This window comes from Eubacterium sp. AF36-5BH (assembly GCF_003460505.1).
Lineage (GTDB): Bacteria > Bacillota > Clostridia > Lachnospirales > Lachnospiraceae > Eubacterium_G.
Genome location: NZ_QTVG01000002.1, coordinates 13,711 through 37,564, shown reverse-complemented (window position 1 = coordinate 37,564; position 23,854 = coordinate 13,711). Strand labels below are relative to the sequence as shown.

Below are 23,854 nucleotides of genomic sequence, written 5' to 3'. Positions count from 1 at the left end.
ACACACTATGAAATTTCACTTGTTAATTGTTGATGACGAAGTTGTCATTAGAAAAGGCTTATCTGATTATATTAATTGGGATGCTTATGATTGTCAGGTTACTGCCGCTGCCAGTAACGGCAAAGAGGCAATCGAAATTATAGAAAACAACAATATTGACATTGTTTTAACTGATATAAAAATGCCTGTTCTTGATGGTATAGGGCTGGCAGAATATGTTTATGAAAACCACCCTGATATTGCAGTTATTATTTTGTCAGGTTATTCCGAATTTGAATATGCACAGTCTGCAATTAAATATCAGGTAAACGAATATATATTAAAGCCTGCGGCAAAAGAAAAAATTATTGAATCTGTTCAAAATGTAGCCCAGAAACTGATTACCTCAAGAAGCAACAAAACAATTGATGAAAAGGAATTTGCTTATTTAAAAGATACTGTTTTTCAGGAATTGACAGACTCTTCTGTTGTAACTGAGGATATAAAAAAACGTGCTGCTGAACACGATATTAATTTGAATGGCTTCTATGTTGCTGCCTTTCAATTAGTTGATTCAACAGATTCAATTAATCTGCTTAAAGACACAATTATTGATTTTAAATCCAACGGCTATTGCTACAGATATAATAATCTGATTATAACTATTTATTATGAAACAAACGAAAATTACATAGGGCAGATAGTAGACAACTGTAACCTTGTTATTAACGAGTTTTATAAAGAATACAACGAGCCGGTGTTTGTTGGCATAAGCGAACATCATAACTGCATTGAAGAATTTGCAGCAGGTGTTTCACAGGCTATTTCGGCTTTGTCGCTATGCTTTTATTCTTCTTCGCACATTGTAACTTACACTGCCAAAGCCGCTGATGGTAATAACAATCTTTCAGCAGAAACTACATTACTTTTACATGATTTTGAAACAGCCATAATACAACTTGACTTTAAGAAATCTAACGATATTGCCTCTGACATTTTCATTAAACTGCAAAGCTCTTTTGCTGATGAAGATACTGCTGTAAATATATGTTTCCAAATTTATTATATTTGCTACAGAGTAGTTTTGAAGTCACATTTGATTTTGCCTGAAAAAGATTACAGTGGCATGATAAATAACTGTTCAGATATTTTTCAGTTAAAAACTTTCATAGGAGATTTACTTAATACCGTTAAACAACTCCTTACTCAATCCACTAAGAAATACAGTGATTTTGTACAGGAAACTATTTCTTACATTCAGGACCATATAGCTGAAGATTTATCTTTGGAAGTTTTAGCAAAAATTGTAAATTCAAATGAATCTTACCTTAGCAGAACTTTTAAGAAAGAATGTGGCATTTCAATAATCAATTACATTACTACTTTGAGAATTGCCTTAGCAAAAGATTTGTTAGCAGGCTCTACTCTTAGAACTTTTGAAATTGCTGATAGTATCGGTATACATGATGCGGCTTATTTTTCTTCTCTTTTTAAGAAGAATACAGGACTTAGTCCAAAAGAATATAGAAATCAGTTTATACATCAAACCAATTAACAATAACTAAAAGAAAGGACTTTCAATTACATTGATTGAGGTGAAAATAATGGGACATATTTTAGATTACGACGGAAAATTTATTAACTTTTCAAACAAAGCTACAGACACTCTAATTGCTACTTTACTTTGCCTTGTATGCTCAATACCTATTATAACCATCGGTGCTTCTACTACAGCCTATTACTCTGTAATGCTTAAACTTGTAAAAGATGAGGAATCCTACATTACAAAAAGTTTCTTTAAGGCTTTTAAAGAAAACTTCAAAATTGCCACTATTGTCTGGTTAATACTTGGAGTAATCGGAGCTGTTTTACTTACAAGCATTTACATAGTTTTAAATACCAAAACCATTGGCGGTGTATTTCAATATGCACTACCTTTGTACGTGATTATTTTTCTATTCTATTACATGGTTTTAAGTGCTGCCTTTGCATACATTGCCCAGTTCTATGACGGTGTGAGAAGAGTTCTGAAATTATCCTGGCAGTTTGTAGTTAAATATATATGGTCATTCTTAATAATGACAGTTGTAGATATTGTTATGTGGGTAATAGTTATTAAAGGCTTTACAGTTTTTATTGTATTTCTACCTGAAATATCAGGCTTTGTACATGCTTATCTGTTAAATAGAATGTTTACTAAAGAAATCAAGAACTAATTTATGACGATAAAAAACACAGGAAATTTAGATATTTGCTATCCTTCTCCCTGTGTTTTTTTAATCAATTTAAGCTTTTGATTTTTTCATAACAAAATTTACAATAACACATAATATAAGTGTTATTACCATATCTGGTAATGTGTTTCCTACAATTATGTCTACTGTCATTAAATATCTATATAGCGCAAATCCGATTACCCAAATAACAATATTTACGGTATTGAAGCTTTTATCTTCACTAGATTCTTTAATTACAAAATAGTCTGCAATCTGAATTGCTATCATTGGGGCAAATACTGAACCTATTAAATATAAGAAATCTGTAATATCGTCCATTGGATAGACTATTGCGCCAACAGTTCCAATAACTGTAATTATTATTGCCATATATTTTCCATTAATTTTTTTCCAAATTGACTCGCTTGAAATACCTGCTGAATAGGCATCAAGGTATGTAGTTGTAACTGTTGAAAATACTATAATAAGTAGTCCGGCAATACCTAAACCTGCTTTTAACATAATCTGGTCTATACCGGCATTTTCTGCAAAAATAGCTGCTCCCATACCGATTATGTACATCCAGCAACTTACCAAACCGTAAACAATGGCACTTGCCGCTGTTGCCTTAACAGGCTTCTCTGCTTCTCTTGTATAATCACTGATTAAAGGTAACCATGAAAGTGGCATCGCTACTGCAAGCTCTACTGCTGCCCCAAATGTAAGTCCATCTGCTGCCACTGCTGTAGCACCTTTCCCTGTGAAAAATACAACTCTACATAAAATAATTGTTAAAACAAACAATGCTGTCATTGCCACAACATTTATTTTTTCAATATTTTTAATTCCAATAAAAATCCAAACAATAATTAAACAGCCAATTACAATACACCAAATAAGACGACCTGTGCCAAAAATTCCATTAGCTGAAACTGCGCCGTCATATATCATAATTGCTGTCCAACCTGCCAACTGAATTACATTTAAAACTGCAAAAATAATACTGCCTTTTTCACCGAAACTGATTTTTACAGTTTCCATGGCACTTTTCTTTGTTTTTGCACCAATTAATCCTGCAAGAAAAAGCAAGCCACACCCTATAAGATGTCCTATAATAATTGCTGCGATTCCCTTTGCCATTCCTAGCGATGCAAGATATGTACCTGTAACTATTTCTGCAATTGATACTCCTGCTCCAAACCAAATTAAACTGTTGCTAAATACTGATGTTCCTTTTTTATCCATTTTGTACCTCCCATTAATTCTAGTATTCGCCTTCTACTGCAAATGCATGATTCATTGGTCCACTACCCTTTCCTAAATCAAGCATTGCTCCTAAAGCACCTGAAATATATGCTTTTGCTTTCTCAACTGCCTCATCAAGATTTCTTCCCTTGGCAAGATTTGAAGCAATAGCACTTGAAAGTGTACATCCTGTTCCATGTGTATTTGGATTGTTAATTCGTTTCCCCTTAAACCATTTGTATTCACCATCTCTGTACAATAGATCATTGGCATCATTAATGCTGTGACCACCTTTGCACAAAACTGCAACATTATACTTTTTGCTGATTTTTTCTGCTGCCTTAATCATTTCCTCTTCATTAGTTATTTTCATTTCTGATAAAACTTCTGCTTCCGGAATGTTCGGTGTGATTACAGTAGCCATTGGAATTAAATATTCCTTCAGTGTTTCTATTGCATCATCGCTAATTAATTTTGCTCCACTTGTTGCTACCATGACCGGATCTAACACAATATTCTTGCCATTGTATTTCTTTAGGCTCTCGGCAATTGCTATAATCAAATCTTTTGAAGATACCATCCCAATCTTAATTGCATCAGGTGTAATATCCTCAAATATTGCCTTTAGCTGTGCCTTTAAAAAATCTGCTGTTACTTCGTAAATGTCTGATACGCCGGTTGTATTTTGAGCAGTTAAAGCTGTAATGGCACTCATGCCATACACTCCATTAGTTGTCATTGTCTTTAAATCTGCTTGTATTCCGGCGCCTCCACATGAATCACTTCCCGCAATGGTTAATGCTGTGTTCATTTTGCTTCCTCCTTATGTCTTCTATTGTGGTACAGTATTTCTACTGTTTTTTATAGCGATAAAAAGTGGTGCCCCCGATTTACCGCTTTACTAACTTATCCTTTTAGTAACTTATCAACTGTTAATTTTTGTTATTAAACACTCTTTTTGCTGGTAAACATTCTTTTACCCTGTGTCAACAACGGTTCATCATATGTTTATGTTTTACTTAACAGCCTTAATTACTTTTTCATATTCATCCCAGCTTGTTATATAAACATCTGCAAGGCTCTTAACCATATCCTGATCCTTATCACTGTACTTATCATATATACCAACTGTGTGAATACCCATTTTCTTTGCTGTGTCCATGGAATAAGCTCCGTCTTCGAGCAGCCATGTTTCATCAGGTTTTGTACCTAATGTTTCCATTGCTCTCATAAAAATTTCCGGTTTGTCTTTTCCTGAACCAATCTCTGTAGTTGTATATATTTTCTTAAAATATTTTCCAAGATTCAACCTTTCAAAAGCCGCCTCAATCATAGGACGGTCTGTTGATGTTGCAACCACCATAGGTATGTTATTCTTTTGAGCATACTCTAAAATTTCAATTGACTTCCCTTTAAGTGGAGCTTCTTCTTTATAAAAACCAAAAACCTTTTGGTTTATACCATCGCAAATTTCCTTGTCAGAAAGATTAACCTTATATGTTTTTCTGATATACTCTGCTCCTTCTGCCATAGTCAGGCTAAACATAATGTCTCCTAAGTTTTCCTCAGCCTCAATACCTAAATCCTTTAAATACAACTTAGCTGCATCCATCCATATTTCCATAGAATCAAGTATTGTCCCATCAACATCAAAAATAAATCCTTTTGCCATTATTCACCTTTTTATAACATTTTGATTGTTTTTTCTTTTAATTCCTTAGTTGCTTCTTCAATATCCTTTGCTGCAAAAATAGCGCTAATAACTGCTATACCGCAAATGCCACTGCCTGCAAGTTCTAAAACATTGCCTTTTGAAATTCCACCAATGGCTATAACAGGAATTTTTACTGCCTGACATATTGCTTTCAATGTTTCAAAAGTAACTTCTTCTGCATCATCTTTTGAGCCGGTTGGAAAAACTGCGCCTACTCCTAAATAATCTGCTCCGTGTTTTTCCGCTAAAATTGCCTGCTCAACAGTTTGCGCTGACACACCAATAATCTTATCAGGACCAAGCTTTGCCCTTACATCTAAAGCTTCCATGTCACTTTGTCCAACATGAACGCCGTCAGCATCCATTTCCAAAGCAATATCAACATTATCATTAATTACAAATGGTACATTGTACCTTCTACATAATTCTTTTATCTCAATGGCTTCCTTCAAAAAACTTTCTTCATCAAGTTTCTTTTCTCGAAGTTGCATAAAAGTAGCTCCACCTTTTAAAGCTTTTTCAACCTGACTGTACAAAGTTTCGCCATTTAACCAAGCTCTGTCAGTTACGCCGTATAAAAGTAATTCTTCCTTTGTTGTATTACTTAACTTCATATTTAGCTCCTTTTTCTAATGTTTCACCATCCATATTGTAGATGGCATCAATAATTCTGTTTCTGTATGTTGAGTTTCCATCGCCTTCACTCATTCTTGACCATGCAATTTCTCCGGCAAGTCCCATTGTACAAACTGCTGCCGCTGCTGCTTCCAATTTGTTTTCTGGATTTGCAACTAAAAACGCTGTCATCAAACCTGATAACTGGCATCCTGTTCCTGTAATTGAACTCATTTCGGCTCTACCATTTCTTATAACATAGCATTTTTCGCTGTCACAAACTAAATCAATTGCGCCTGTTACTGCGATAATGCTTCCTGTTGCCTTTGAAAAACTCTTGAGCTTGCTAATAGTGTCGTCTAAGTTTTCATCTGTTACTTTGTCAGAAACATCTGCATCTACACCTTTTGTACTTCCTGTACCCAGCATTAAAGTCTTAACTTCTGAAATATTTCCTCTTACAACATCAAATTTCACTTTTTCCATTAATTCATTTGCTGTATTAGTTCTTAACTTGCTTGCCCCTGCCCCAACAGGATCAAGTAAAACAACATGTCCTAATTCATTTGCTTTCTTTCCTGCTGCAAACATAGATGGTATGGTGTTTTTATTTAATGTTCCAATATTAATGTTCAAACCACCACAAATAGATGTAATATCTTCCACATCATCAATATCATCTGACATAATTGGACTGCCGCCACAAGCCAGTAAAACATTAGCCACATCATTTACTGTTACATAATTAGTAATGTTGTGAACTAAAGGCACATTATTTCTTACGTTTTCTACACATTCCTTAAACATATTTCCTCCTTATCGTTCTGCTGAATACTTTTTACAGCAGAATCTCATCATAATTATTACGTTAAAATGAAAAACGGACAAACCTAATCTGGTTTGTCCGCAATAAATCCTATACTTAATTCCTACGTTGGCATTATCCAAATCAGGTTTAAGGGTCGAAGTTGATTACTTCCTCTCAGCCTGCCTACAAGCTCCCCTGTATTTAATTTCCTATAGTATTGTATCTCTCAATTCAATATAATGCAATAGTGGATTTGTTATTGTTGTATACAATTAGAATTCAAATGCCTGCACAAAATCAAGTTTTTCATCTAGATTGCTTGTATAATGACTTGTCATAATCTGGTCATATGTAATATCTTTATCATTTACAAAAAAGTAACCATCTTCTTCCACTTGAGAATTTGTTGCTTTCCCTTTTCGTCTAACTACATACTTATATATCCCGTCATCCTTACAATTATCTTCGCCTTTAACAAAGATTTTTCAAACGGGTCTCTTATGGCATTGAAGGTTATGGATAAAATAAGAAATCAGCAGGATATTGTTTTTCCTGCTGACTTAAAATAAGTGAGTTATAAAAAAAAGATAGGGAGTTATCACTATTATATCAGCCCCATCCTGGAACCTTTTTAAACAAAGTTTTCTTTCCCCAGCTTGACATTTTCTTACTTAAGAAAATCCATCCCTTCTTTCCGGTTTTAGTTTTTACATATGCAAAACCGTTATCCCTCTTATCAAGACCATATTTTCCCTTAGGGCGTTTTGCTACATTCTTTGCCGGCTTGATTTTTATAATTCTAAGCTTATCTCCCTTTTTCAAAGTAAATTTATTCTTTGATTTTTTAGATGCAGTTTTGTACAATTTCATATTTTTCTTTACAGTATACATATATTTTTTTGAGCTTTCCACAAGTTTGTAAGTTCCCGTAGCCGGTACAATTTTATCACCTTTTAACTGTAATGGAATATCCGCGTAAAAACATCCTATTGGCAATGCGTAAGGTGTATCCACAATAATATGGAACCTTCCATTACCTTTCACATTCTTGAACCGATATCCTCTCCCATACATCAGTGCCTTGTTACTGCTTGTTTCAAATTCTGTAATTTCTTTTCCGTTCCATCTTTGAAAAGAACTGTAATCCAATGTATACGAATAACTGCCTACCTGAAAATTTAACTCTATTGTCTTGTCAGAAGTGTCAAAGTCAATTACCTTATAGCTTGCCCATACGTCTGTTAATTTTTTTGTATATACATTTTTGTCATTTATAAACAGACTTACACTGTCAAAAAACTCATTGTCTTTAGCGCTTACATGGGTCTGGTAATATATCTTTTCCTTAGTGCCATCTCCATCCAAATCATAATAGTATACCTTGTCCTTCTCCAACAGTCTGTTGGTTGCCGCATAGGCATTGTCACTCTTTAGTATGGTAAATAAACCACATAACGAGATTACTGCAATTACAAAAGTTAACATCTTCTTCATGATTCTTTCCTCCTTCTACTTACCATCAAATTTATTAATTACATACACTCCAAGTGCCACAAGCATTCCTGCTACAAAGTACTTAAGCTTCATTGGCTCTCCTAATATTATTGCCGAGAATATAACTCCCAATATAGGAATAAATGCATTAAAAATTGCTATTTTGCTTATTGGGTTACAGGCAATCAGCTGATTGTATATACCAAAACATACTGCTAATATTAACACTAGAGAACTTATTATTAATATTGATTTTGCTTCCAAGATCATCTGATGCCACATTTAGATTTGAATATCCAAGTTTTATAAGAGGATACGCCAATGACCGTCCTGCCGCACACAAAAATGCCAAAACCGATACAAATTTTTTATTTTTAAATATCGAATTACTTATGTCTCTTTTCCTATCATTAGAAAATCGTATTTCAGTCTTTTTAATTATATTCCTTCATAAGTTTCACATACTCCATAGCATTTTCTTTATTAGCCATTATCTCTTTTGATGTAAGTTTTCTAATTATTTTTGCCGGATTTCCAAAGGCCATTGAATTAATATCCTTTCAGTTTTATTTTAACCTAAAAAAACCCTTTATGCCACTGTTAATAGCATAAAGGGTCATTAAATATTTTTCTATCTGTTATATAACTGAAGTTCGTAAAGTCTTACAGTACCAACTCCACCATTATCTGAATTAAATATCTTAAATACAATGTATCTTGCTGTCTGTTTTCCTATGTCAAAGGATGAAATTGCATCATTCTGATTTACTTGATAATCTACTGACTTCCATTCTTTTCCATCGTTTGATACAAGAACTTCCCATTCAGTAGTATTACCGAAACCTTCCTTACTTTGTGTATTGTAAAGAGTATAGGTATTAAATGTCTTTGTACTTCCAAGGTCTATCTTTACAAAGTGCTGAGCACCTGATAAAGCATATGCCTGGTTTACGACGTTTCCTGATGTTGCACACCATTTTGTTGACAAATCGCCATCAATAAGTTTAGATGAAGACTCACCATCCTTTGTGTAACCTGATTCACTGATAATTGTTGCACCTGACAATAAATTTGTTCCGCTTGTTACTGCTGAAGACAGTTTTGTACCGGTTGTATTTCCATGTTTTTTTCCTACGAACGCAGGATAATCAATATTAGGTACTCCAGGTAAATCTGTAGTAATCCAATTATCTGAATAATTTCCAAATCCTGTAAATTTCCATGTACCATTTTTTAGTTCCTCTACATAATGTAATCTAAGAGATTCTATACAATCATATCCTGTAATCTTCTTTACTAACTGATTCCATGGTGTTGATGTATCATATGGATTGTCATCATATCTTGTACCCTTATTGTCCTTTAATAAATGGTTAAGACTATCAATAAGACCATATTTTACGTTTCCATTACTATCTTTTGTTGTTGGATATTTTGAATCCATATATGAGAAGAACCATTTATTATTTCCATATGCCTCATAGCCCCAGTCCTGAAGGGATGTATCGTTGGCATAATATATCTGTGCAGTATCTTCATGTGCCCAATGATAGTAACGGAATCCACCGTAATTTGCCATATTTTCTACCCACCATGCTTTTGATGATGAAGATACATTTCCGTACTGCTGTACAGCATGTGTTAACTCATGTGTAAAATATCCAATTTCTCTTGGATTATTATTCATCCAGTCAACTGAAATTACTATTGAAGAACCGGATGTGTATGCCACTCCTTTCTCTCCCTTGTCAGCTCTTACAAATATTTTTTTAGGTTCCGAACCTGTTCCCCAACGTTTATACTGTCTTGGGTAAACCTCGTAGAATGCATTATACAATGCTTCTTTATATCCCTTTGCTGTAACCTTATCCCAGTCACCTACAAACAAAGCTTTGAACTCACTATCAGTTACTGAATTACCCCTTAATGTAATGTCTGAAATCTGGAAACTATTTCCGTACAATTCTGTAATTTCCATTTTATACTGAGTATATGTTCCTATCTTATCAACAAGATATGTATAATCAGCATAATCCTGATCTGCCATTCCGCTTTCATTTACCGTATCAATTAATTCCCAGTTTTTTCCGTCAGCCAAGCCGTATAACTTCCATGCCTTAATTGTTCTGTTTGGATATTTTGAATTATCGTTAGCAGTTGTAATTGTGTAACTGTAAAGTGTTGTATTCTGTTTCATTTTCCATACTATATTCCCCGGTATCTTAGATGTAGAATATAATTTAGTTGCTCTATTACCATCAAATATATTTTCCACACCTTCATTTGAATTAAATCCGTTTATTGTAGTAGCCCCGGTATCTATTCCACTTACCTGATCCGTAATATCACTTCCTCTACTTTCTGTAATTCTGTCGACATCACCTTTCAGATAAATTTCAGACATCTGTGAACCATAATACAACTTTCCATCATCACCACTATTTTTAATAATAATCATAAAATATTGTGCTGACATCTTTGTTGTACAATTAAATGTGTATTCACCATTATTTGTGTGGGTAATTCCACCATTATCGATATCTGAAACAGTTGTCCAGTTTTCACCATCCATTGATGCATATACTGCCCAGCTGTGAGGATCTCTATGCTTATATGTGGATGCATCCCCTGCTAATACAAATGTGTAACTCTTAAGTGTAACTGCTCTCTTCATTTTCCATGCAATATTGATTGCCGGAGCATCATTTGTAAAGAACTTTGTATTAACATTATTGTCAAATAAATTTTCTATTCCTTCGTTGTTACTTGTATTTCCTTTGGTTGATGACAATTTATCATCAATACCATCCAAATATGGTGTAAGTGAAATGTCACTTGCTACCTGAGAATCAGCTGCTTCCTCCTGAACCCCCGGATTCTTTACTACATGAGATGCATCTTCCGGTGCCTTAGTTGTAGCTTCCGTTGGTGCTTCTGTAGGTGCATCTGTTGGGGTTACCGTTGGTGCTTCCGTAGACGCCTCTGTTGGTGCTACTGTTGGTGCTTCCGTAGACGCCTCTGTTGGTGCTACTGTTGTAGCTACATTATCTTTTGTTACTTTAAAATCGATTGTAGCTTTATCTGACTCATATCCATTTTTTTCTGCTGTTACGGAAATTTTATAATCTCCCACTGTTGTAAAATATTTTGAATCACAATTATAGAATCCTGCAACAATTCCTGATTCAATTTTTGTATCATTTATGTAAAAATTATATGTAACTCCTTCAGTCATTGCCCATGCAAAATAGAATGGTAAATCCTTGCTTCCTGCAGATGTTAATCCTATCGGTGCTGCAGGTTTATTAGGATCCGCTGTTGTTGGTGCTACCGTTGGTGCCTCTGTTGGGGCTACTGTCGGTGCCTCTGTTGGCGCTACTGTCGGTGCCTTTGTTGGTGCCTCTGTTGGCGCCTCTGTTGGCGCTGCTGTCAGAGTTTCCGTCGTAATCTCTGTTTTTGATTCTACAACTTTAGTTGTAACTACTACACCATTTGCAGTTGTAGGAGCAACTGTTGTAGATGTCTGTGCATTTCCTGATGTTTGTTTATTATTTTTTACCGTTACTTTTACTTTGTATTTCTTCTTCTTATATGTAGCTTTTATTACTGCCTTTCCGGCTTTTTTAGCTTTAATTACAATTTTGTTTTTTAATTTTCCTTTTTTCTTAATGGAAACTACTTTTTTCCCTTTTACTACTTTCCATTTAACCTTTTTCCTTACATTTTTTAATTTAATAGTTTTCTTTTTTCCAACTTTTAGACGTACTTTCTTTTTACTCAGCTTTACTTTTTTAGTAGCTGCATAAGTTGGTACTTCTGAAATTGGCATGTAAGCTCCTGCCACGGCAATTACAAGTACAATTGCCAGTATTCTACTTTGTAACTTTTTCATTTTTTAACTCCTCCTCATTTTGGTTTATATTCTTAATTCTAACATACAAAAAAAACTTTTCTAGATACCATTTGTTATAAAGGTGTCCTAATTTTATTTTTTACTTTGTAATTTACACCATTATATATTCCCTCAACATTTCTTTCACATTGATTTCTATTTCATTTGCGATTTCAATACATTGATTTTTTTGAGTCCTCCATTAGTACCAACTTCAGTCTTCAATATTAAAGCCTAACAATTTTATCATCTTACATTCCTCATCTACTAAAGAATATTTCCCAAGAAAAAAGTTCCAAACCAAGCCATTTCTACAATCAACTTAATTGGGAACTTTCTATATTTATTCTTTTAATTATATTTTCAAATATTTGTACTAAATCAAGTTTTCCATCATAATTTACAGTTTATGATATTTTCTTCCGTCATGCTCATACTTTGGTTCGCATGTAAGTTGGATTCCTAATTTTTTAAATATATTCTCATCTACTGATGACAATAATACTGTTGAGTGTGCATCACATCCTTTTAATTTATGTAGCTGGCTCATTGCTTTCTTTGCGTTTTCGTTATGAGCTGCTGTTGATGATAATGCAATTAGGATTTCATCTGTATGAAGACGTGGGTTCTTGCTACCAAGATAATTTGTTTTCAAAATCTGTATTGGTTCAATTGCTTCTTTTGCAATTAATTTCACATCGTCTTCTATTTCCCCTAAAGCTTTTATTCCGTTAAGAAGAGCTGCTGCCGCTGCTCCTAACAAATCAGATGTACTTCCTGTTACTATTTTTCCATTTGGAAGTTCTAATGCCACAGCAGGTTTTCCATCTGTTTCTTTTTCCTTCTTTAATGCTTCAACAATTACTTTTCTGTCTTCTACGGTAATCTGCGCCTGCTGCATTAAATTCTCTAACTTTGAAATATTCTTCTTTGTTTCACCGGCTCTTCTTTTTTCACAAAGTGCCTGATAGTATCTTCTGATTATTTCCTGCTTTGAAGCCTTGCAACAAACTTCGTCATCTATAATACAGTTACCTGCCATGTTAACCCCCATGTCTGTAGGTGACTTGTATGGACTTTCTCCTGATATTAATTGGAAAATTGCATTTACAACAGGGAAAATTTCAATATCTCTATTGTAGTTGACTGTTGTTTCACCGTAAGCTTCAAGATGATATGGGTCAATCATATTAACATCATTTAAGTCTGCTGTTGCAGCTTCGTATGCTAAATTTACCGGATGTTTTAATGGAATATTCCAAATTGGAAAAGTTTCGAACTTGGCATATCCTGCGTTAATTCCTCTTTTGTGTTCATGGTACAACTGTGAAAGGCAGGTTGCCATCTTTCCGCTTCCGGGTCCCGGAGCTGTTATAACAACTAATGGTCTTTCTGTTTCAATGTAATCATTTTTACCATATCCATTATCACTAACTATGTAATCAACATCATTTGGATAGCCCGGAATCTTGTAATGTCTGTAAGACTTAATTCCTAATTCCTGCAATCTGTTCTGGAATGATTCTGCTGCAGGCTGTCCTGTAAATTTTGTTAAACATACACTTCCCACATACAAACCTACTGACTGGAATTCGTCAATTAATCTTAACACGTCCATGTCGTATGTAATTCCGTAATCTCCACGAATCTTGTTTTCTTCAATGTCTTCTGCGCTAATTACAATTACAACTTCTGCATGGTCTTTTAACTGTAATAACATTTGTAACTTTGAGTCTGGCTCAAATCCCGGCAACACTCTTGATGCATGATAGTCATCAAAAAGCTTACCACCAAATTCCAAATACAACTTGTTCCCAAACTGTGCAATTCTTTCCTTAATGTGTTCTGATTGCATCTTTAAATATTTCTCATTATCGAATCCTTTAACCAAAACCTTAACCTCATTTATCTTATATATTTTTTTGTTTTATCTTACATATTTTATTTTGTACTCGTCCTTGTTATATTCTTTCCAGAAAAAAGAATTTATAATAGTTTTTGCATTTTTTTCAGCATTGCTCAAAAGTCCATTTGCATTAGCATCTTTCTTCGCTGTGGCTTTTAATTTTTCAAAAGATTTATTGTTATCTTTTAGTGTTATTTTTGTAAAAATACTTTCTTCTTCATGATAAACCTTAAATGAGTCCATATCTAATTCACAACTTAAAATTTTACTTTCAGGCATTTTTACAGTAATTGTTTTATTCTTAACGCTCCATGTAATTTTATTAAAGTCAATCCCTGCTTTTACAACCACATCATAACTATATATGTACTTACTCTGTGTAAATGGAATCTTTATTCCAAAAAGTTTTTTCGACTGGTCTGTTACATTAACTTCTGTACATCGTGCTTCCTGAGTTGCTAATTCTCCTATATCTTCAAATCCTAATTTGGTAGTTTTATTGTCAGTAAAAGCAACCTGTTTTACACCCAAAGATATGCCCCCTAAAACTGCAATAATAATTAACGCAATTACTAATTTGTTTGTTAAAATTCTTCCTAGAAAATAAAATACATTAGACATATTTTCTCTTTTGTTTTTTTCCATTATTTCTCCTTGAAGTCCGTTTTTCATTCTATCATATTGTAGTTACTTTTTGTATTATTTATTTAAAATGAAACAACTAATTCCATTTTGAATCTTTCTTCTCCAAACACTGCATGTGGTACATCCTTTGGCATTACAATAGAATCTCCTGTTTTTAAAATAAAGACATCTCCACCAATTGTGAATTTGCCTGTACCATCTAATACAGTAACCATTGCATCTCCACCTGATGCATGTGTAGAAATTTCCTCGCCTTTGTCAAAAGAAAAAATTGTTACACTTACATAGTCATTCTGAACTAACGTTTTACTTACAACCTGTCCATCCTGATATTCAACTAAATCTTTCAAATCAATTACCTGTTTTTTTTCAATATTCTTATACATAACTTCTCCATTCTTTAAAATGTTTTTTAGTTTAAAATAAGTTTATTAATTTTAATATAAGTTTTTTACTCTAAATAAGCATGAAACAGATTCACCTAACTATCTCATGCTTACTAAATATGTCTATCTGCAAATATTATATTATTTTTACATTATTATTTCTATAACATTTATATAAAAATTATGCCATTACTTTATGCATCCTTTAAAAATGCCTTATAGCACTTATATGCTTCATAAACATCTGCCTTGTTTGTCACCTCCCAAGGAGCATGCATACTTAACACTGCAACACCACTATCAATAACTTCCATACCGTATAATGCCATAATGTAAGCGATTGTACCGCCACCACCAATATCTACTTTTCCAAGTTCAGCCATCTGGTAGTTTACATTATTGTCATCCATGATCTTTCTTAAGGCTGCAAGATATTCTGCGTTAGCATCATTTGAACCAGACTTGCCTCCACGTCCTGTAAACTTGTTAAATACAACACCTTTTCCCATAAATGATGAACTGTTCTTCTGGAAAGCTTCTGCATATAATGCATCGAATGCTGCATTTACATCTGATGATAACATTCTGCTGTTAGCAAGACATCTCTTTAATTTGATTTCACTGTAATCATCAAATAAATTTAATAATTCTGCCACTGTATTTTCAAAGAAGCGTGACTGCATTCCTGTAGCACCAACACTACCGATTTCTTCTTTGTCTACTAAAAGGCAACATGAAGTCTTATCAACCTTCTCCATTTCAAGCATTGCTACTAATGAAGTGTAAGCACACACTCTGTCATCCTGACCATATGAAATAATCATGCTCCTGTCAAATCCCATTTCTCTTGCTCTTCCTGCCGGTACAACTTCAAGCTCTGCAGACATGAAATCTTCTTCTTCCATGCCATACATTTCTTTAAGAATTTCAAGAACACCTTTTTTAGTTGCTTCTTTTTCTTCATCATTAAGAGGAATAGTGCCAACTAAAATATCAAGATTTTCTCCTTCAACAACTTTGGCTGCTTTCTTTTCCATTTGATTAGCTGCAAGATGAATAAGTAAATCTGTAACACAAAATACAGGATCCTCCGGTTTCTCACCAATATTTACATTAACTGTTGTGCCGTCCTTCTTAACAATTACGCCATGGATTGCAAGTGGTAATGTTACCCATTGATACTTCTTAATACCACCGTAATAATGTGTGTCAAGGTAAGCCATACCTTCGTTCTCATATAACGGATTCTGTTTTACGTCCATTCGAGGTGAATCCACATGTGCCCCAAGAATATTCATACCTTTTTCTAATGGTTCCTTACCTATATTAAATAAGGCAATTGTCTTGTTCATACAAACTGCATAAACTTTATCGCCCTGTTTTAATTTCTTGTTATTTGCAATAGCTTCTTCTAAACTAATATAGCCTTTTTTCTTAGCTCTTTTTACTGTTTCGCTAATACATTCTCTTTCTGTTTTGCATTCAGACAAAAAATCTATATAGTCTGCATTTAAACTCTGTAATTGTTCTTTTTCACTATCATTATATGTTTTCCAAGCGTTCTTTCTTTCCATAATACGTCTCCTTCATTTTCAGTCTTTTCTCCATCTTAATTCAATTATAATGTAATGTCAAATTACAGTATTTGTTTTACTAATTGCCCAATTTATCTATTTTAATAATTATGCAATTTATTTGTTTTTAACTAAACATTATATGTATATTATTTTTATATTTTTTAAATATTATTCTTGTATAAAATACTTTTTAATTTTTGTAATATATGACTAGTGAACCAAAAGGTTTTCACAACCAATATTTTATTGTAAATTCAGCAAATATGTGTAAAAATTATTATACATTAAATAACAATGAAAGGATTAACCATACTAACTTGGTTAAAGGTTAAAGGTGAAAATATGAGAAGAAAAGACCGCGAAATTACAGATTTTAATGAAATAGTAGAAATTATAAAAAAATGTGACGCCTGCAGATTAGCTTTCAATGATGGTGACTATCCTTACATAGTCCCTCTCAATTTTGGATTAAATGTTGTTGGTGGCAAGCAGGTTGAATTATATTTCCATTGTGCCTCCGAAGGTACTAAACTTGATTTAATTAGAAAAGATAATCGTGCAACTTTTGAAATGGACTGCAACCATAATTTTATTTTATATGAGGAACGTATGTCATGCACAATGGGATACGAAAGTGTTATTGGACATGGCACTATTGAATTTATTGATGACGAGCATAAATTTGAAGCTTTAAAAATTTTAATGAATCAATATCATGCAGAAGATTTCAAATTCAACACTGCTATGATGAAGGTTACAACAGTATTTAAGCTTGTTGTTTCTGATATGACCGGAAAGAGACGTAATAATATTCACTAGATTTTGTAATTTACCCTTAATTAACATTTTTATATTAAGAAAGTTTCAAAAGATTTTTTTATTTAATAATTAAAAGAGGCGCAGATTCACATTCACGATTTCTGCGCCTTTTATATTAAGCGGTTTTATCACCATACATTTTTCATTTGTCCTGATAATAATACACTATGATTTTTCACATATTTTTCCCTCTTATTCTTTTTAATTATTATCATGCAGCCTTTTTCTATATTGTCTCGGTGTAACTCCCATCACTTTCTTAAAGGTTTCTGAAAAATAACTGGATCCGTTAAATCCACAATAGTATCATTCAATATAAATTTTAAATTCAGATATTATCTTTATATGTATTGGACTATTGTTGTATTTTGTACTTAAATTATAGCACATTATTCTTATTTTTTTGAACTATTGTTATATTTTTCTGATAATATTTTTATATTACTTTCTCTTAAAAAGTACTATTATTTAACTATCAACAAAAACTTTTATAAAAAAGATAAAAACATTAAAGGAGGATAAGGACTATGACAAAAGAAATTGAATACGAATGGAACGAAGAGCTTATGGAACTTATTCCTGTTGAAAAATAGGTTATTCCTAGCAAAATGATTATTACAACATTTCATATCAATCACTAAAGGAGTTGTTTTCTATTTGATAACAACTCCTTACTCTTTATAACATTCTAAAATCATTACTGTCTGTTAGTTTAATATAGTAATTTTTCTGATTTAGAATACTCTTCTTTTCCACCAAAACATATACTTTAAATTCTATTGAATCCTTTAATTCCACAAAAGGTTCTTCAATATAAAGCTGCGTTTTTACATTTTTTTCTGCAAACTGTTTCTGGAGCTTTTTCCCTTTATTTATAATTAGCTTATACTTTTCGTCATTTGCTTTTCCGAAATGTCTTTTTGGATATTCATCTGTTATTTCTATAAAACGGTTTGTTATATGGTCAATTATTTGTTTATGACTGTTTCGGTGTAGCATAGTTGCAATCTTCTTAGCCTGCTTTTTTCCCGGATTGTTTCTGTACTTTTCAAGGGCTTTAACCAACGATTCGTCTTTAACAAGCTGGGCATATTTTTTCATTATGTCTATTGCTTCACTTGTTGGCACCCATGGATTTTCCTTTGGCACAAGATATTTTTCCGGTACTGATGGATAACAGCAATAATTAAGTGGTGGGAAATTCTTCAATCTGGAAAGTTCCAATTCTTCCTTATTACAATATTCTTCTCCCAAATAATCTCTTTTGTCTGTTAGGATTGCAATTTTATATTCTAACTGTCTTATATTTTCATAACCTTTTACCCAAAAATGTCCGGTTCGTCCGTATTGGTACAAATTAATTTCCATATATAATTTTTCAAACCAAATTGTTAAAACCACATCTCCCTGATGTACAACCAAAACATATTTATTTGTATCTTCTTTGCTTAATGAGTAAAATATCTCGCCCTGATATTCTTTTAGATACTCCCCTGTAGTTTTAGCATTTTCAAATACAATAAAACTTTCAACAGCATCATTCATAAGATAAATTAATTTCAGTTTATTTTGTTTTACTTTGCCTGAAACCAATTCGAATTGATTCTGTTCCAACAATTGTTCTAACTTAAGCAAAATGTCCTCATCTAACACTTCATTCAAATCTCTTTGCTGCTCAACAGAATTCAGCTTCTTTAAATTATCCTGTTCACTGAACTTATTTTGTTTTTCCGAATCCTTCTGTTCTTCTGAATTCTGCTGTTTTTCTAATTTATTTTGCTTTTCTGAATTCTGCTGTTCTTCTAAATTTTTCTGTTCTTTCAAAGAAGCATCCACATTCTTTTTTATCGTCATAGTCCTACTTCCTAATTATTTCTTTATCTTTACAGATTTCTTTCCACTGTAAGAACCATAAAGCTTGTTACCTGAAACTGTTTTGTATGCCCTTACTCTTATATAGTATGTTTTATTTTTCTTAAGCTTTGATAATACTTTTGAAGTCTTCTTCACTGTTACAGTCTTCGCTTTCTTCATTGACTTATTTGTAGCATATTGAATTTCAAAGCCTGATGCCTGCGATACTTTCTTCCAGTTTACCTTTGCCTTTTGTCTGCTGTTGTTTTTTACTGTTAATTTTTTTACTGCGCCTGGTACTATTTTAAAAGTCTTATTGGTAGTTCCCTGATAATTTCCTTTAAGTGTTATTGTCACTGTAGCAGTTCCTACATTTTTGTTCTTCTTATAGCTTACTGTAAAATCATTTTTTGTTAAAAGACTTCCTTTTGAATTAGTTATTTTCACTGTAGGTTTATTTAATTTGCCTGAATATTTATATTTTGTTTTTGATAAAGTTATGCTTTTTATTTTGGGTATTATATCTGTTTTCTTGTGACCACAGGTTTTGCAATAATATGTAGCTTTACCAGACTTTGATATTGTTCCTTTTGTAATTAACTGTTCCACTGCGTAGTTATGACCTGTCACGCTACATTCCCTTGACAGCAATATATTTACATCTGTCTTATTTCCACCAATTCCGTTAACTGTACTGGTTTCACTATACTGCCAAATATCATATTTTTTGTCATAACCACTCTCATTATTATATCTTGCAACCCATCTTGCCCAATTTTCAAATCTGGCATCAGTAAGCTTATTTGTCCACCAATAATAATTGGAATAAACTCCAACCTTATAACCTTTATCTCTTATAATACTGCAAAAAGTTTCTGCAATATCTCCTAACTTAGAAGCTTTTAGATTCCCCTGAGTTTCTTCGTCTTCTATATCATAATAAATTGGCATGGCAGGTTTTGCGTCTGCGGCCTCAAGCATTGTTAAAACATGGTCTGCTTCGTTCTTTGCCATTTGTGTATTCACTGCGTAAGAATATATGTACACGCCATATTCGATTCCATTTTCTTCACAGCCTTTTACATTCTGCACAAATTTGCTGTCATGCTGAGATTCAATATTATCGCCGTATCCACATCTTAGAAGTGCAAAAGTAAAACCTTCAGCCTTAACCTTCGCCCAATCAATATCTCCCTGATGGTAACTTACGTCTATTCCTTTTGCAATTGCACCTTTAATTTCATTTCCATTACCATCATAAAAAATACCGTTACTTTGGGACCATGGTGTAGCTGCACTTACGGTAGTCTGGAATATACACAAGCACATTCCCAAGACTAAACATTTCTTTAATTTTAATATAAATTTTTCTCTCATTTTATTTTTCCTTCTCATCTTATCTCCTTTTTCTTATCTTGTTTTCATTTTCTTTTTTATAATCATACATTATTTCGTGTTAAAAATCTGATTCCATTCTGCGTGATTTATTTTCACTCAAGTTTTCATTACAGGATTTTTAATTACACGATTTACTCTTGTATGTCTAAACATTTGCAATTCTCTGACTTTCTAATAAAACTGAATATTTTTTTCAACTAATTTTTCATCCTCATAAATTAATTTCAATGTGAAAAATTTTTCTTCATTATCAAGTAGTAATTTCAAGAAAACAGCATCTCCTTCCCAAGTTGGAAGTTGCAAAACACCTTTCTTAGGCACCCACATTAAATCGCCCTCATCGCAGGATGTAATTTGTCCCTCGAACTTATCTGCCGTAAACAAACACATCATTTCAGGTTCACATTGATTACTTACAAAAGTTATTAACCCTCTTAACTTATAAGACAAAAGTTTTAATCCTGTTTCTTCTTTTACTTCTCTTTTTAAACATTCTTCCGGACTCTCGCTTCCTTCAGCATGCCCTCCTACTCCAATCCACTTACCTTCATTAATGTCATTTTTCTTTTTGGTTCTGTGTAACATTAAATATTTATTATCTTTTTCTATGTAACACAATGTAGTCATTTGCATAGATTTTACTCCTTGTTTGTATGCATTACTTCAACTCTTTGCTTGCCTTCATTAACTTAACATACTCTTCTGCATTTTTCTTGTTTGATTCAATTTCAGCATCTGTAAGTTTTCTAACAACTCTTGCCGGACTCCCAAGAGCCATAGAATTGTCAGGAATGTTCATTTTTCCCGTAACCAATGCACCTGCTCCTATAATACAGTTCTTTCCAACTTTAGCTCCATTAAGTAAAATACTTCCCATTCCAACAACAGTGTTATCACCCACAATAGCACCATGAACAATTGCGTTATGCCCAACTGTAACACCTTTTCCGATTTCAATATGAAAACCTTCACCAGTATGCAGTGTGCAATTGTCTTGAATATTGCTATTGTCACCAATTATTATTTCTTCCATATCACCACGCACAACTGCATTGTACCATATACCTACATTCTCCCCTATTGTCACCTTGCCAATCACATGTGCTCCCTGTGCGATAAATGTATTACTCATTTTTGTCCTTTCACAAATTAATTTTCTTGCTATTTATTTTACCACACCATCCCAGCTTATTCCATATAGCAAAGAATGTCGCTTACGACATTCTACGCACCAAGCACGTACCCGTTATAAACATTTTCCTTTCGTGCAAATATGCATCCCTAGTGGAACGCTTTTTATTTAATAAGAAATTCCGAAGTGATTTCTTATTAAATAAAAACGTCCTAGTGTGATATTCCCTTTTATCTGGTTGTACAGAAAAAGAATATATCACGCTAAGACGTAATATTTTTATATTTATGCTAATCCGAAAATATTAATAAGGAATACAAGTGCAAGTCCATAGTATGTTACTACTGCCACAAGGTCATTTACTGTTGTAATTAATGGACCGGATGCAACTGCCGGATCAATTTTTATTTTGCTAAAGAACATTGGGATTACTGTTCCAACCATACTTGAAATTACCATTGCAACTAATAATGAAATTCCTACACAGCCTGAAATCAGGAACGCATTTCCAAATGTATAGCCTTTGAATATGTGAATATAAATTCCTAAGAAGAATAGTGCCATGATTCCTAAAATCATACCGTTTAATAAACCGACTTTTACCTCTTTTATTAATAGCATTAACTTTTCTTTACCGGTTAATTTTTCATCCATCAATACTCGAATTGTTACTGCCAATGACTGCGTACCCACATTTCCAGCCATATCTAAAACTAATGATTGAAAGCAGATTACTATTGGCAAAATTGCCACAACTGTTTCAAACATTCCCACAACCGAAGAAACTGCCATTCCTAAAAAAAGTAAGATTACAAGCCATGGCAATCTTTTTTTGCTGCTCTCTAAAAGTGGTTCTTTTAAATCTTCCTCTGCTGTAAGACCACCTAACTTGGCATAATCCTCACCCATTTCATCATCCACTAATTCTACAATATCTTCTGAAGTAATTGCTCCAACAATTTCGCCATTTTCCATTAACACCGGTATGGAGTCTTCTGAATATTCAAGAATCTTATCCATACAATCATCTATTTTGTCGTACTCTAAAACATAAGGATATGACTGACTGATTATTCCAATCAATTCGTCATTTTCTCTTGCAAGAATTATATCTTTTAAGTCAATAGCTCCAAAATATTTATTATTTTCATCTACCACATAAATTGTAGAAATATTATCATTATCTCCAGCCTGTTTTATAAGCTCTTTCATTGCCTTGCCTATGGTTAAGTCATTATGAATACAAATGTAATTAGTAGTCATGTAGCTACCTATCTCTTCTTCATCGTAAGATAAAATCTTCTTAATATCTATCTTAAGGCTACCCTGTAAATTATTTACTAACTCTTCTCTTTTGTCCTTATCAAGACTTTCAATTAAATCAACCGCCTCGTCAGAATCCATAAAAGAAACAACTTTTACAGCTTTTTCTAAAGACAACTCGCCAAAATATTTTTCCACATCATCAATATATGTGAAAATTTCAGCAACATTCTTAGCCCCTAATATTCCATATACACGTTTTCTTTCCTGTTCTGTTAAATGTGTTAATGCATCTGCAATATCTTTCTCATGGTAATTTGCTATTTTCTTTTTTAATTCATTTTCAGTAAAATTGCCTTTAATTATTGCTAATAATTCATTTACATAATTTTTCTTTACAAATTTATTTGTTCTCATCTATGCCTCCTTATATTCTCTTTTTATGCCAGTGCATAAAAAATACACCACATAACGTGGAACCTATAGTTACCTGTTGTGATATAAGGTCCATACTGTGGTGCTTATAAAAAGACATATTAATTAAACATGGCTACTGATATTTCACAGACAGCCACATTAACTGTTTCACTAATATAATACCACAATCATTTCTCGACCTAATACTATCGCAACTATCCATGAATATCACCTCCGTTTGTTTTTTTAACGTGTTCAGTTTAGCACTATAATTTCTTTTTTTCAATCTTTTTCAATTTACATTTTTGCACTTATACTATAATAACAAATAATGTCGCTTGCGACATTCTACGCAACTATTGACACTTCAATATTTTTGTTATTGAAAATTTTTTTAAGTAATTGCACTAATGCAAATGTGTATTAACCTTATCACTTTACAATACTAACACGTTAAATTGACAAACTCTTCTTATTTCTTTAAGATGTTGTTT

At 33.0% G+C, this 23,854-nt stretch carries 21 protein-coding genes, 1 pseudogene and 1 riboswitch; of the genes and pseudogenes, 3 read left to right on the top strand and 19 right to left on the bottom strand.

The window, feature by feature from the left end:
- Positions 1-7: 7 nt before the first annotated feature.
- Both DW006_RS01680 and DW006_RS01675 read left to right on the top strand, forming a co-directional pair.
- Positions 8-1,534 (top strand): response regulator, encoded by a 1,527-nt coding sequence (locus tag DW006_RS01680; RefSeq protein ID WP_117998763.1) that lies wholly within the window; start codon positions 8-10, stop codon positions 1,532-1,534.
- Between the two features lie 49 nt (positions 1,535-1,583).
- Positions 1,584-2,195, top strand: coding sequence for a YesL family protein (locus tag DW006_RS01675; protein ID WP_117998762.1), 612 nt, complete (start codon positions 1,584-1,586; stop codon positions 2,193-2,195).
- Between the two features lie 69 nt (positions 2,196-2,264).
- Here the strand turns inward: DW006_RS01675 and cytX are convergent, their stop codons facing one another.
- The 13 genes from cytX to DW006_RS01610 form a co-directional block, all read right to left on the bottom strand.
- Complete coding sequence (cytX, locus tag DW006_RS01670; RefSeq protein WP_117998761.1) at positions 2,265-3,440, bottom strand: putative hydroxymethylpyrimidine transporter CytX; 1,176 nt, start codon at positions 3,438-3,440, stop codon at positions 2,265-2,267.
- 19 nt (positions 3,441-3,459) lie between these two features.
- Positions 3,460-4,251 (bottom strand): bifunctional hydroxymethylpyrimidine kinase/phosphomethylpyrimidine kinase, encoded by a 792-nt coding sequence (gene thiD, locus DW006_RS01665; RefSeq protein WP_022164982.1) that lies wholly within the window; start codon positions 4,249-4,251, stop codon positions 3,460-3,462.
- A gap of 204 nt (positions 4,252-4,455) precedes the next feature.
- Positions 4,456-5,112, bottom strand: coding sequence for an HAD family phosphatase (locus DW006_RS01660; protein WP_022164983.1), 657 nt, complete (start codon positions 5,110-5,112; stop codon positions 4,456-4,458).
- Positions 5,113-5,123: 11 nt separating this feature from the next.
- Positions 5,124-5,768: a thiamine phosphate synthase gene (gene thiE / locus DW006_RS01655; protein WP_117998760.1), complete on the bottom strand. Its 645-nt coding sequence runs from the start codon at positions 5,766-5,768 to the stop codon at positions 5,124-5,126.
- Positions 5,755-6,576 carry a hydroxyethylthiazole kinase gene (gene thiM / locus DW006_RS01650; protein ID WP_117998759.1) on the bottom strand — a complete coding sequence of 274 codons (822 nt, stop codon included), beginning with the start codon at positions 6,574-6,576 and terminating at the stop codon, positions 5,755-5,757. The genes thiE and thiM overlap by 14 nt, the downstream gene beginning before the upstream one ends.
- A gap of 102 nt (positions 6,577-6,678) precedes the next feature.
- A riboswitch (TPP riboswitch) is annotated at positions 6,679-6,784 on the bottom strand.
- 65 nt (positions 6,785-6,849) lie between these two features.
- Complete coding sequence (locus tag DW006_RS12350; RefSeq protein ID WP_278286599.1) at positions 6,850-6,972, bottom strand: hypothetical protein; 123 nt, start codon at positions 6,970-6,972, stop codon at positions 6,850-6,852.
- A 214-nt stretch (positions 6,973-7,186) separates the two neighbouring features.
- On the bottom strand, positions 7,187-8,071 hold the full coding sequence (locus tag DW006_RS01645) for a hypothetical protein (RefSeq protein ID WP_117998758.1): 885 nt from the start codon (positions 8,069-8,071) through the stop codon (positions 7,187-7,189).
- Positions 8,072-8,086: 15 nt separating this feature from the next.
- Positions 8,087-8,353: an EamA family transporter gene (locus DW006_RS01640; protein WP_117998757.1), complete on the bottom strand. Its 267-nt coding sequence runs from the start codon at positions 8,351-8,353 to the stop codon at positions 8,087-8,089.
- A gap of 349 nt (positions 8,354-8,702) precedes the next feature.
- On the bottom strand, positions 8,703-11,963 hold the full coding sequence (locus tag DW006_RS01630) for a discoidin domain-containing protein (RefSeq protein ID WP_117998756.1): 3,261 nt from the start codon (positions 11,961-11,963) through the stop codon (positions 8,703-8,705).
- Between the two features lie 400 nt (positions 11,964-12,363).
- Positions 12,364-13,854, bottom strand: coding sequence for a DUF1846 domain-containing protein (locus DW006_RS01625; protein WP_117998755.1), 1,491 nt, complete (start codon positions 13,852-13,854; stop codon positions 12,364-12,366).
- Positions 13,855-13,890: 36 nt separating this feature from the next.
- Entirely contained in the window at positions 13,891-14,514 is a 624-nt protein-coding gene (locus tag DW006_RS01620; RefSeq protein WP_117998754.1) for a DUF4230 domain-containing protein, read from the bottom strand.
- A 62-nt stretch (positions 14,515-14,576) separates the two neighbouring features.
- Complete coding sequence (locus DW006_RS01615; RefSeq protein WP_117998753.1) at positions 14,577-14,900, bottom strand: cupin domain-containing protein; 324 nt, start codon at positions 14,898-14,900, stop codon at positions 14,577-14,579.
- Between the two features lie 194 nt (positions 14,901-15,094).
- A complete protein-coding gene (locus tag DW006_RS01610) occupies positions 15,095-16,474 on the bottom strand; it encodes an aminopeptidase (RefSeq protein WP_117998752.1) in 1,380 nt (459 codons plus the stop codon).
- A 345-nt stretch (positions 16,475-16,819) separates the two neighbouring features.
- Between DW006_RS01610 and DW006_RS01605 the strand changes: the two genes are divergently transcribed.
- Positions 16,820-17,296, top strand: coding sequence for a pyridoxamine 5'-phosphate oxidase family protein (locus DW006_RS01605; RefSeq protein ID WP_117998751.1), 477 nt, complete (start codon positions 16,820-16,822; stop codon positions 17,294-17,296).
- Positions 17,297-17,497: 201 nt separating this feature from the next.
- Here the strand turns inward: DW006_RS01605 and DW006_RS12220 are convergent.
- The 6 genes and pseudogenes from DW006_RS12220 to mgtE all read right to left on the bottom strand — a co-directional run.
- Positions 17,498-17,585 (bottom strand): annotated as a pseudogene (locus DW006_RS12220) (AraC family transcriptional regulator); the annotation flags it as partial.
- Between the two features lie 389 nt (positions 17,586-17,974).
- Complete coding sequence (locus DW006_RS01595; protein WP_117998750.1) at positions 17,975-19,150, bottom strand: DUF3878 family protein; 1,176 nt, start codon at positions 19,148-19,150, stop codon at positions 17,975-17,977.
- Positions 19,151-19,165: 15 nt separating this feature from the next.
- Positions 19,166-20,545: a GH25 family lysozyme gene (locus DW006_RS01590; RefSeq protein WP_117998749.1), complete on the bottom strand. Its 1,380-nt coding sequence runs from the start codon at positions 20,543-20,545 to the stop codon at positions 19,166-19,168.
- Positions 20,546-20,719: 174 nt separating this feature from the next.
- Complete coding sequence (locus DW006_RS01585; RefSeq protein ID WP_117998748.1) at positions 20,720-21,181, bottom strand: 8-oxo-dGTP diphosphatase; 462 nt, start codon at positions 21,179-21,181, stop codon at positions 20,720-20,722.
- Positions 21,182-21,206: 25 nt separating this feature from the next.
- A complete protein-coding gene (locus DW006_RS01580; RefSeq protein WP_117998747.1) occupies positions 21,207-21,680 on the bottom strand; it encodes a gamma carbonic anhydrase family protein in 474 nt (157 codons plus the stop codon).
- A 285-nt stretch (positions 21,681-21,965) separates the two neighbouring features.
- A complete protein-coding gene (gene mgtE / locus DW006_RS01575) occupies positions 21,966-23,360 on the bottom strand; it encodes a magnesium transporter (protein ID WP_117998746.1) in 1,395 nt (464 codons plus the stop codon).
- Positions 23,361-23,854: the final 494 nt, after the last annotated feature.

Bases quoted from the DNA above. Each gene is read 5' to 3' on its own strand.
- DW006_RS01580 (WP_117998747.1), bottom strand. From the start codon at position 21,680: ATGAGTAATACATTTATCGCACAGGGAGCACATGTGATTGGCAAGGTG.
- DW006_RS01615 (WP_117998753.1), bottom strand. From the start codon at position 14,900: ATGTATAAGAATATTGAAAAAAAACAGGTAATTGATTTGAAAGATTTA.
- DW006_RS01595 (WP_117998750.1), bottom strand. From the start codon at position 19,150: ATGACGATAAAAAAGAATGTGGATGCTTCTTTGAAAGAACAGAAAAAT.
- DW006_RS01660 (WP_022164983.1), bottom strand. From the start codon at position 5,112: ATGGCAAAAGGATTTATTTTTGATGTTGATGGGACAATACTTGATTCT.
- DW006_RS01680 (WP_117998763.1), top strand. From the start codon at position 8: ATGAAATTTCACTTGTTAATTGTTGATGACGAAGTTGTCATTAGAAAA.
- thiD (WP_022164982.1), bottom strand. From the start codon at position 4,251: ATGAACACAGCATTAACCATTGCGGGAAGTGATTCATGTGGAGGCGCC.
- mgtE (WP_117998746.1), bottom strand. From the start codon at position 23,360: ATGAGAACAAATAAATTTGTAAAGAAAAATTATGTAAATGAATTATTA.
- DW006_RS01620 (WP_117998754.1), bottom strand. From the start codon at position 14,514: ATGGAAAAAAACAAAAGAGAAAATATGTCTAATGTATTTTATTTTCTA.
- DW006_RS01605 (WP_117998751.1), top strand. From the start codon at position 16,820: ATGAGAAGAAAAGACCGCGAAATTACAGATTTTAATGAAATAGTAGAA.
- DW006_RS01610 (WP_117998752.1), bottom strand. From the start codon at position 16,474: ATGGAAAGAAAGAACGCTTGGAAAACATATAATGATAGTGAAAAAGAA.
- DW006_RS01630 (WP_117998756.1), bottom strand. From the start codon at position 11,963: ATGAAAAAGTTACAAAGTAGAATACTGGCAATTGTACTTGTAATTGCC.
- DW006_RS01640 (WP_117998757.1), bottom strand. From the start codon at position 8,353: ATGTGGCATCAGATGATCTTGGAAGCAAAATCAATATTAATAATAAGT.
- cytX (WP_117998761.1), bottom strand. From the start codon at position 3,440: ATGGATAAAAAAGGAACATCAGTATTTAGCAACAGTTTAATTTGGTTT.
- DW006_RS01675 (WP_117998762.1), top strand. From the start codon at position 1,584: ATGGGACATATTTTAGATTACGACGGAAAATTTATTAACTTTTCAAAC.
- thiE (WP_117998760.1), bottom strand. From the start codon at position 5,768: ATGAAGTTAAGTAATACAACAAAGGAAGAATTACTTTTATACGGCGTA.
- DW006_RS01590 (WP_117998749.1), bottom strand. From the start codon at position 20,545: ATGAGAAGGAAAAATAAAATGAGAGAAAAATTTATATTAAAATTAAAG.
- thiM (WP_117998759.1), bottom strand. From the start codon at position 6,576: ATGTTTAAGGAATGTGTAGAAAACGTAAGAAATAATGTGCCTTTAGTT.
- DW006_RS01645 (WP_117998758.1), bottom strand. From the start codon at position 8,071: ATGAAGAAGATGTTAACTTTTGTAATTGCAGTAATCTCGTTATGTGGT.
- DW006_RS01585 (WP_117998748.1), bottom strand. From the start codon at position 21,181: ATGCAAATGACTACATTGTGTTACATAGAAAAAGATAATAAATATTTA.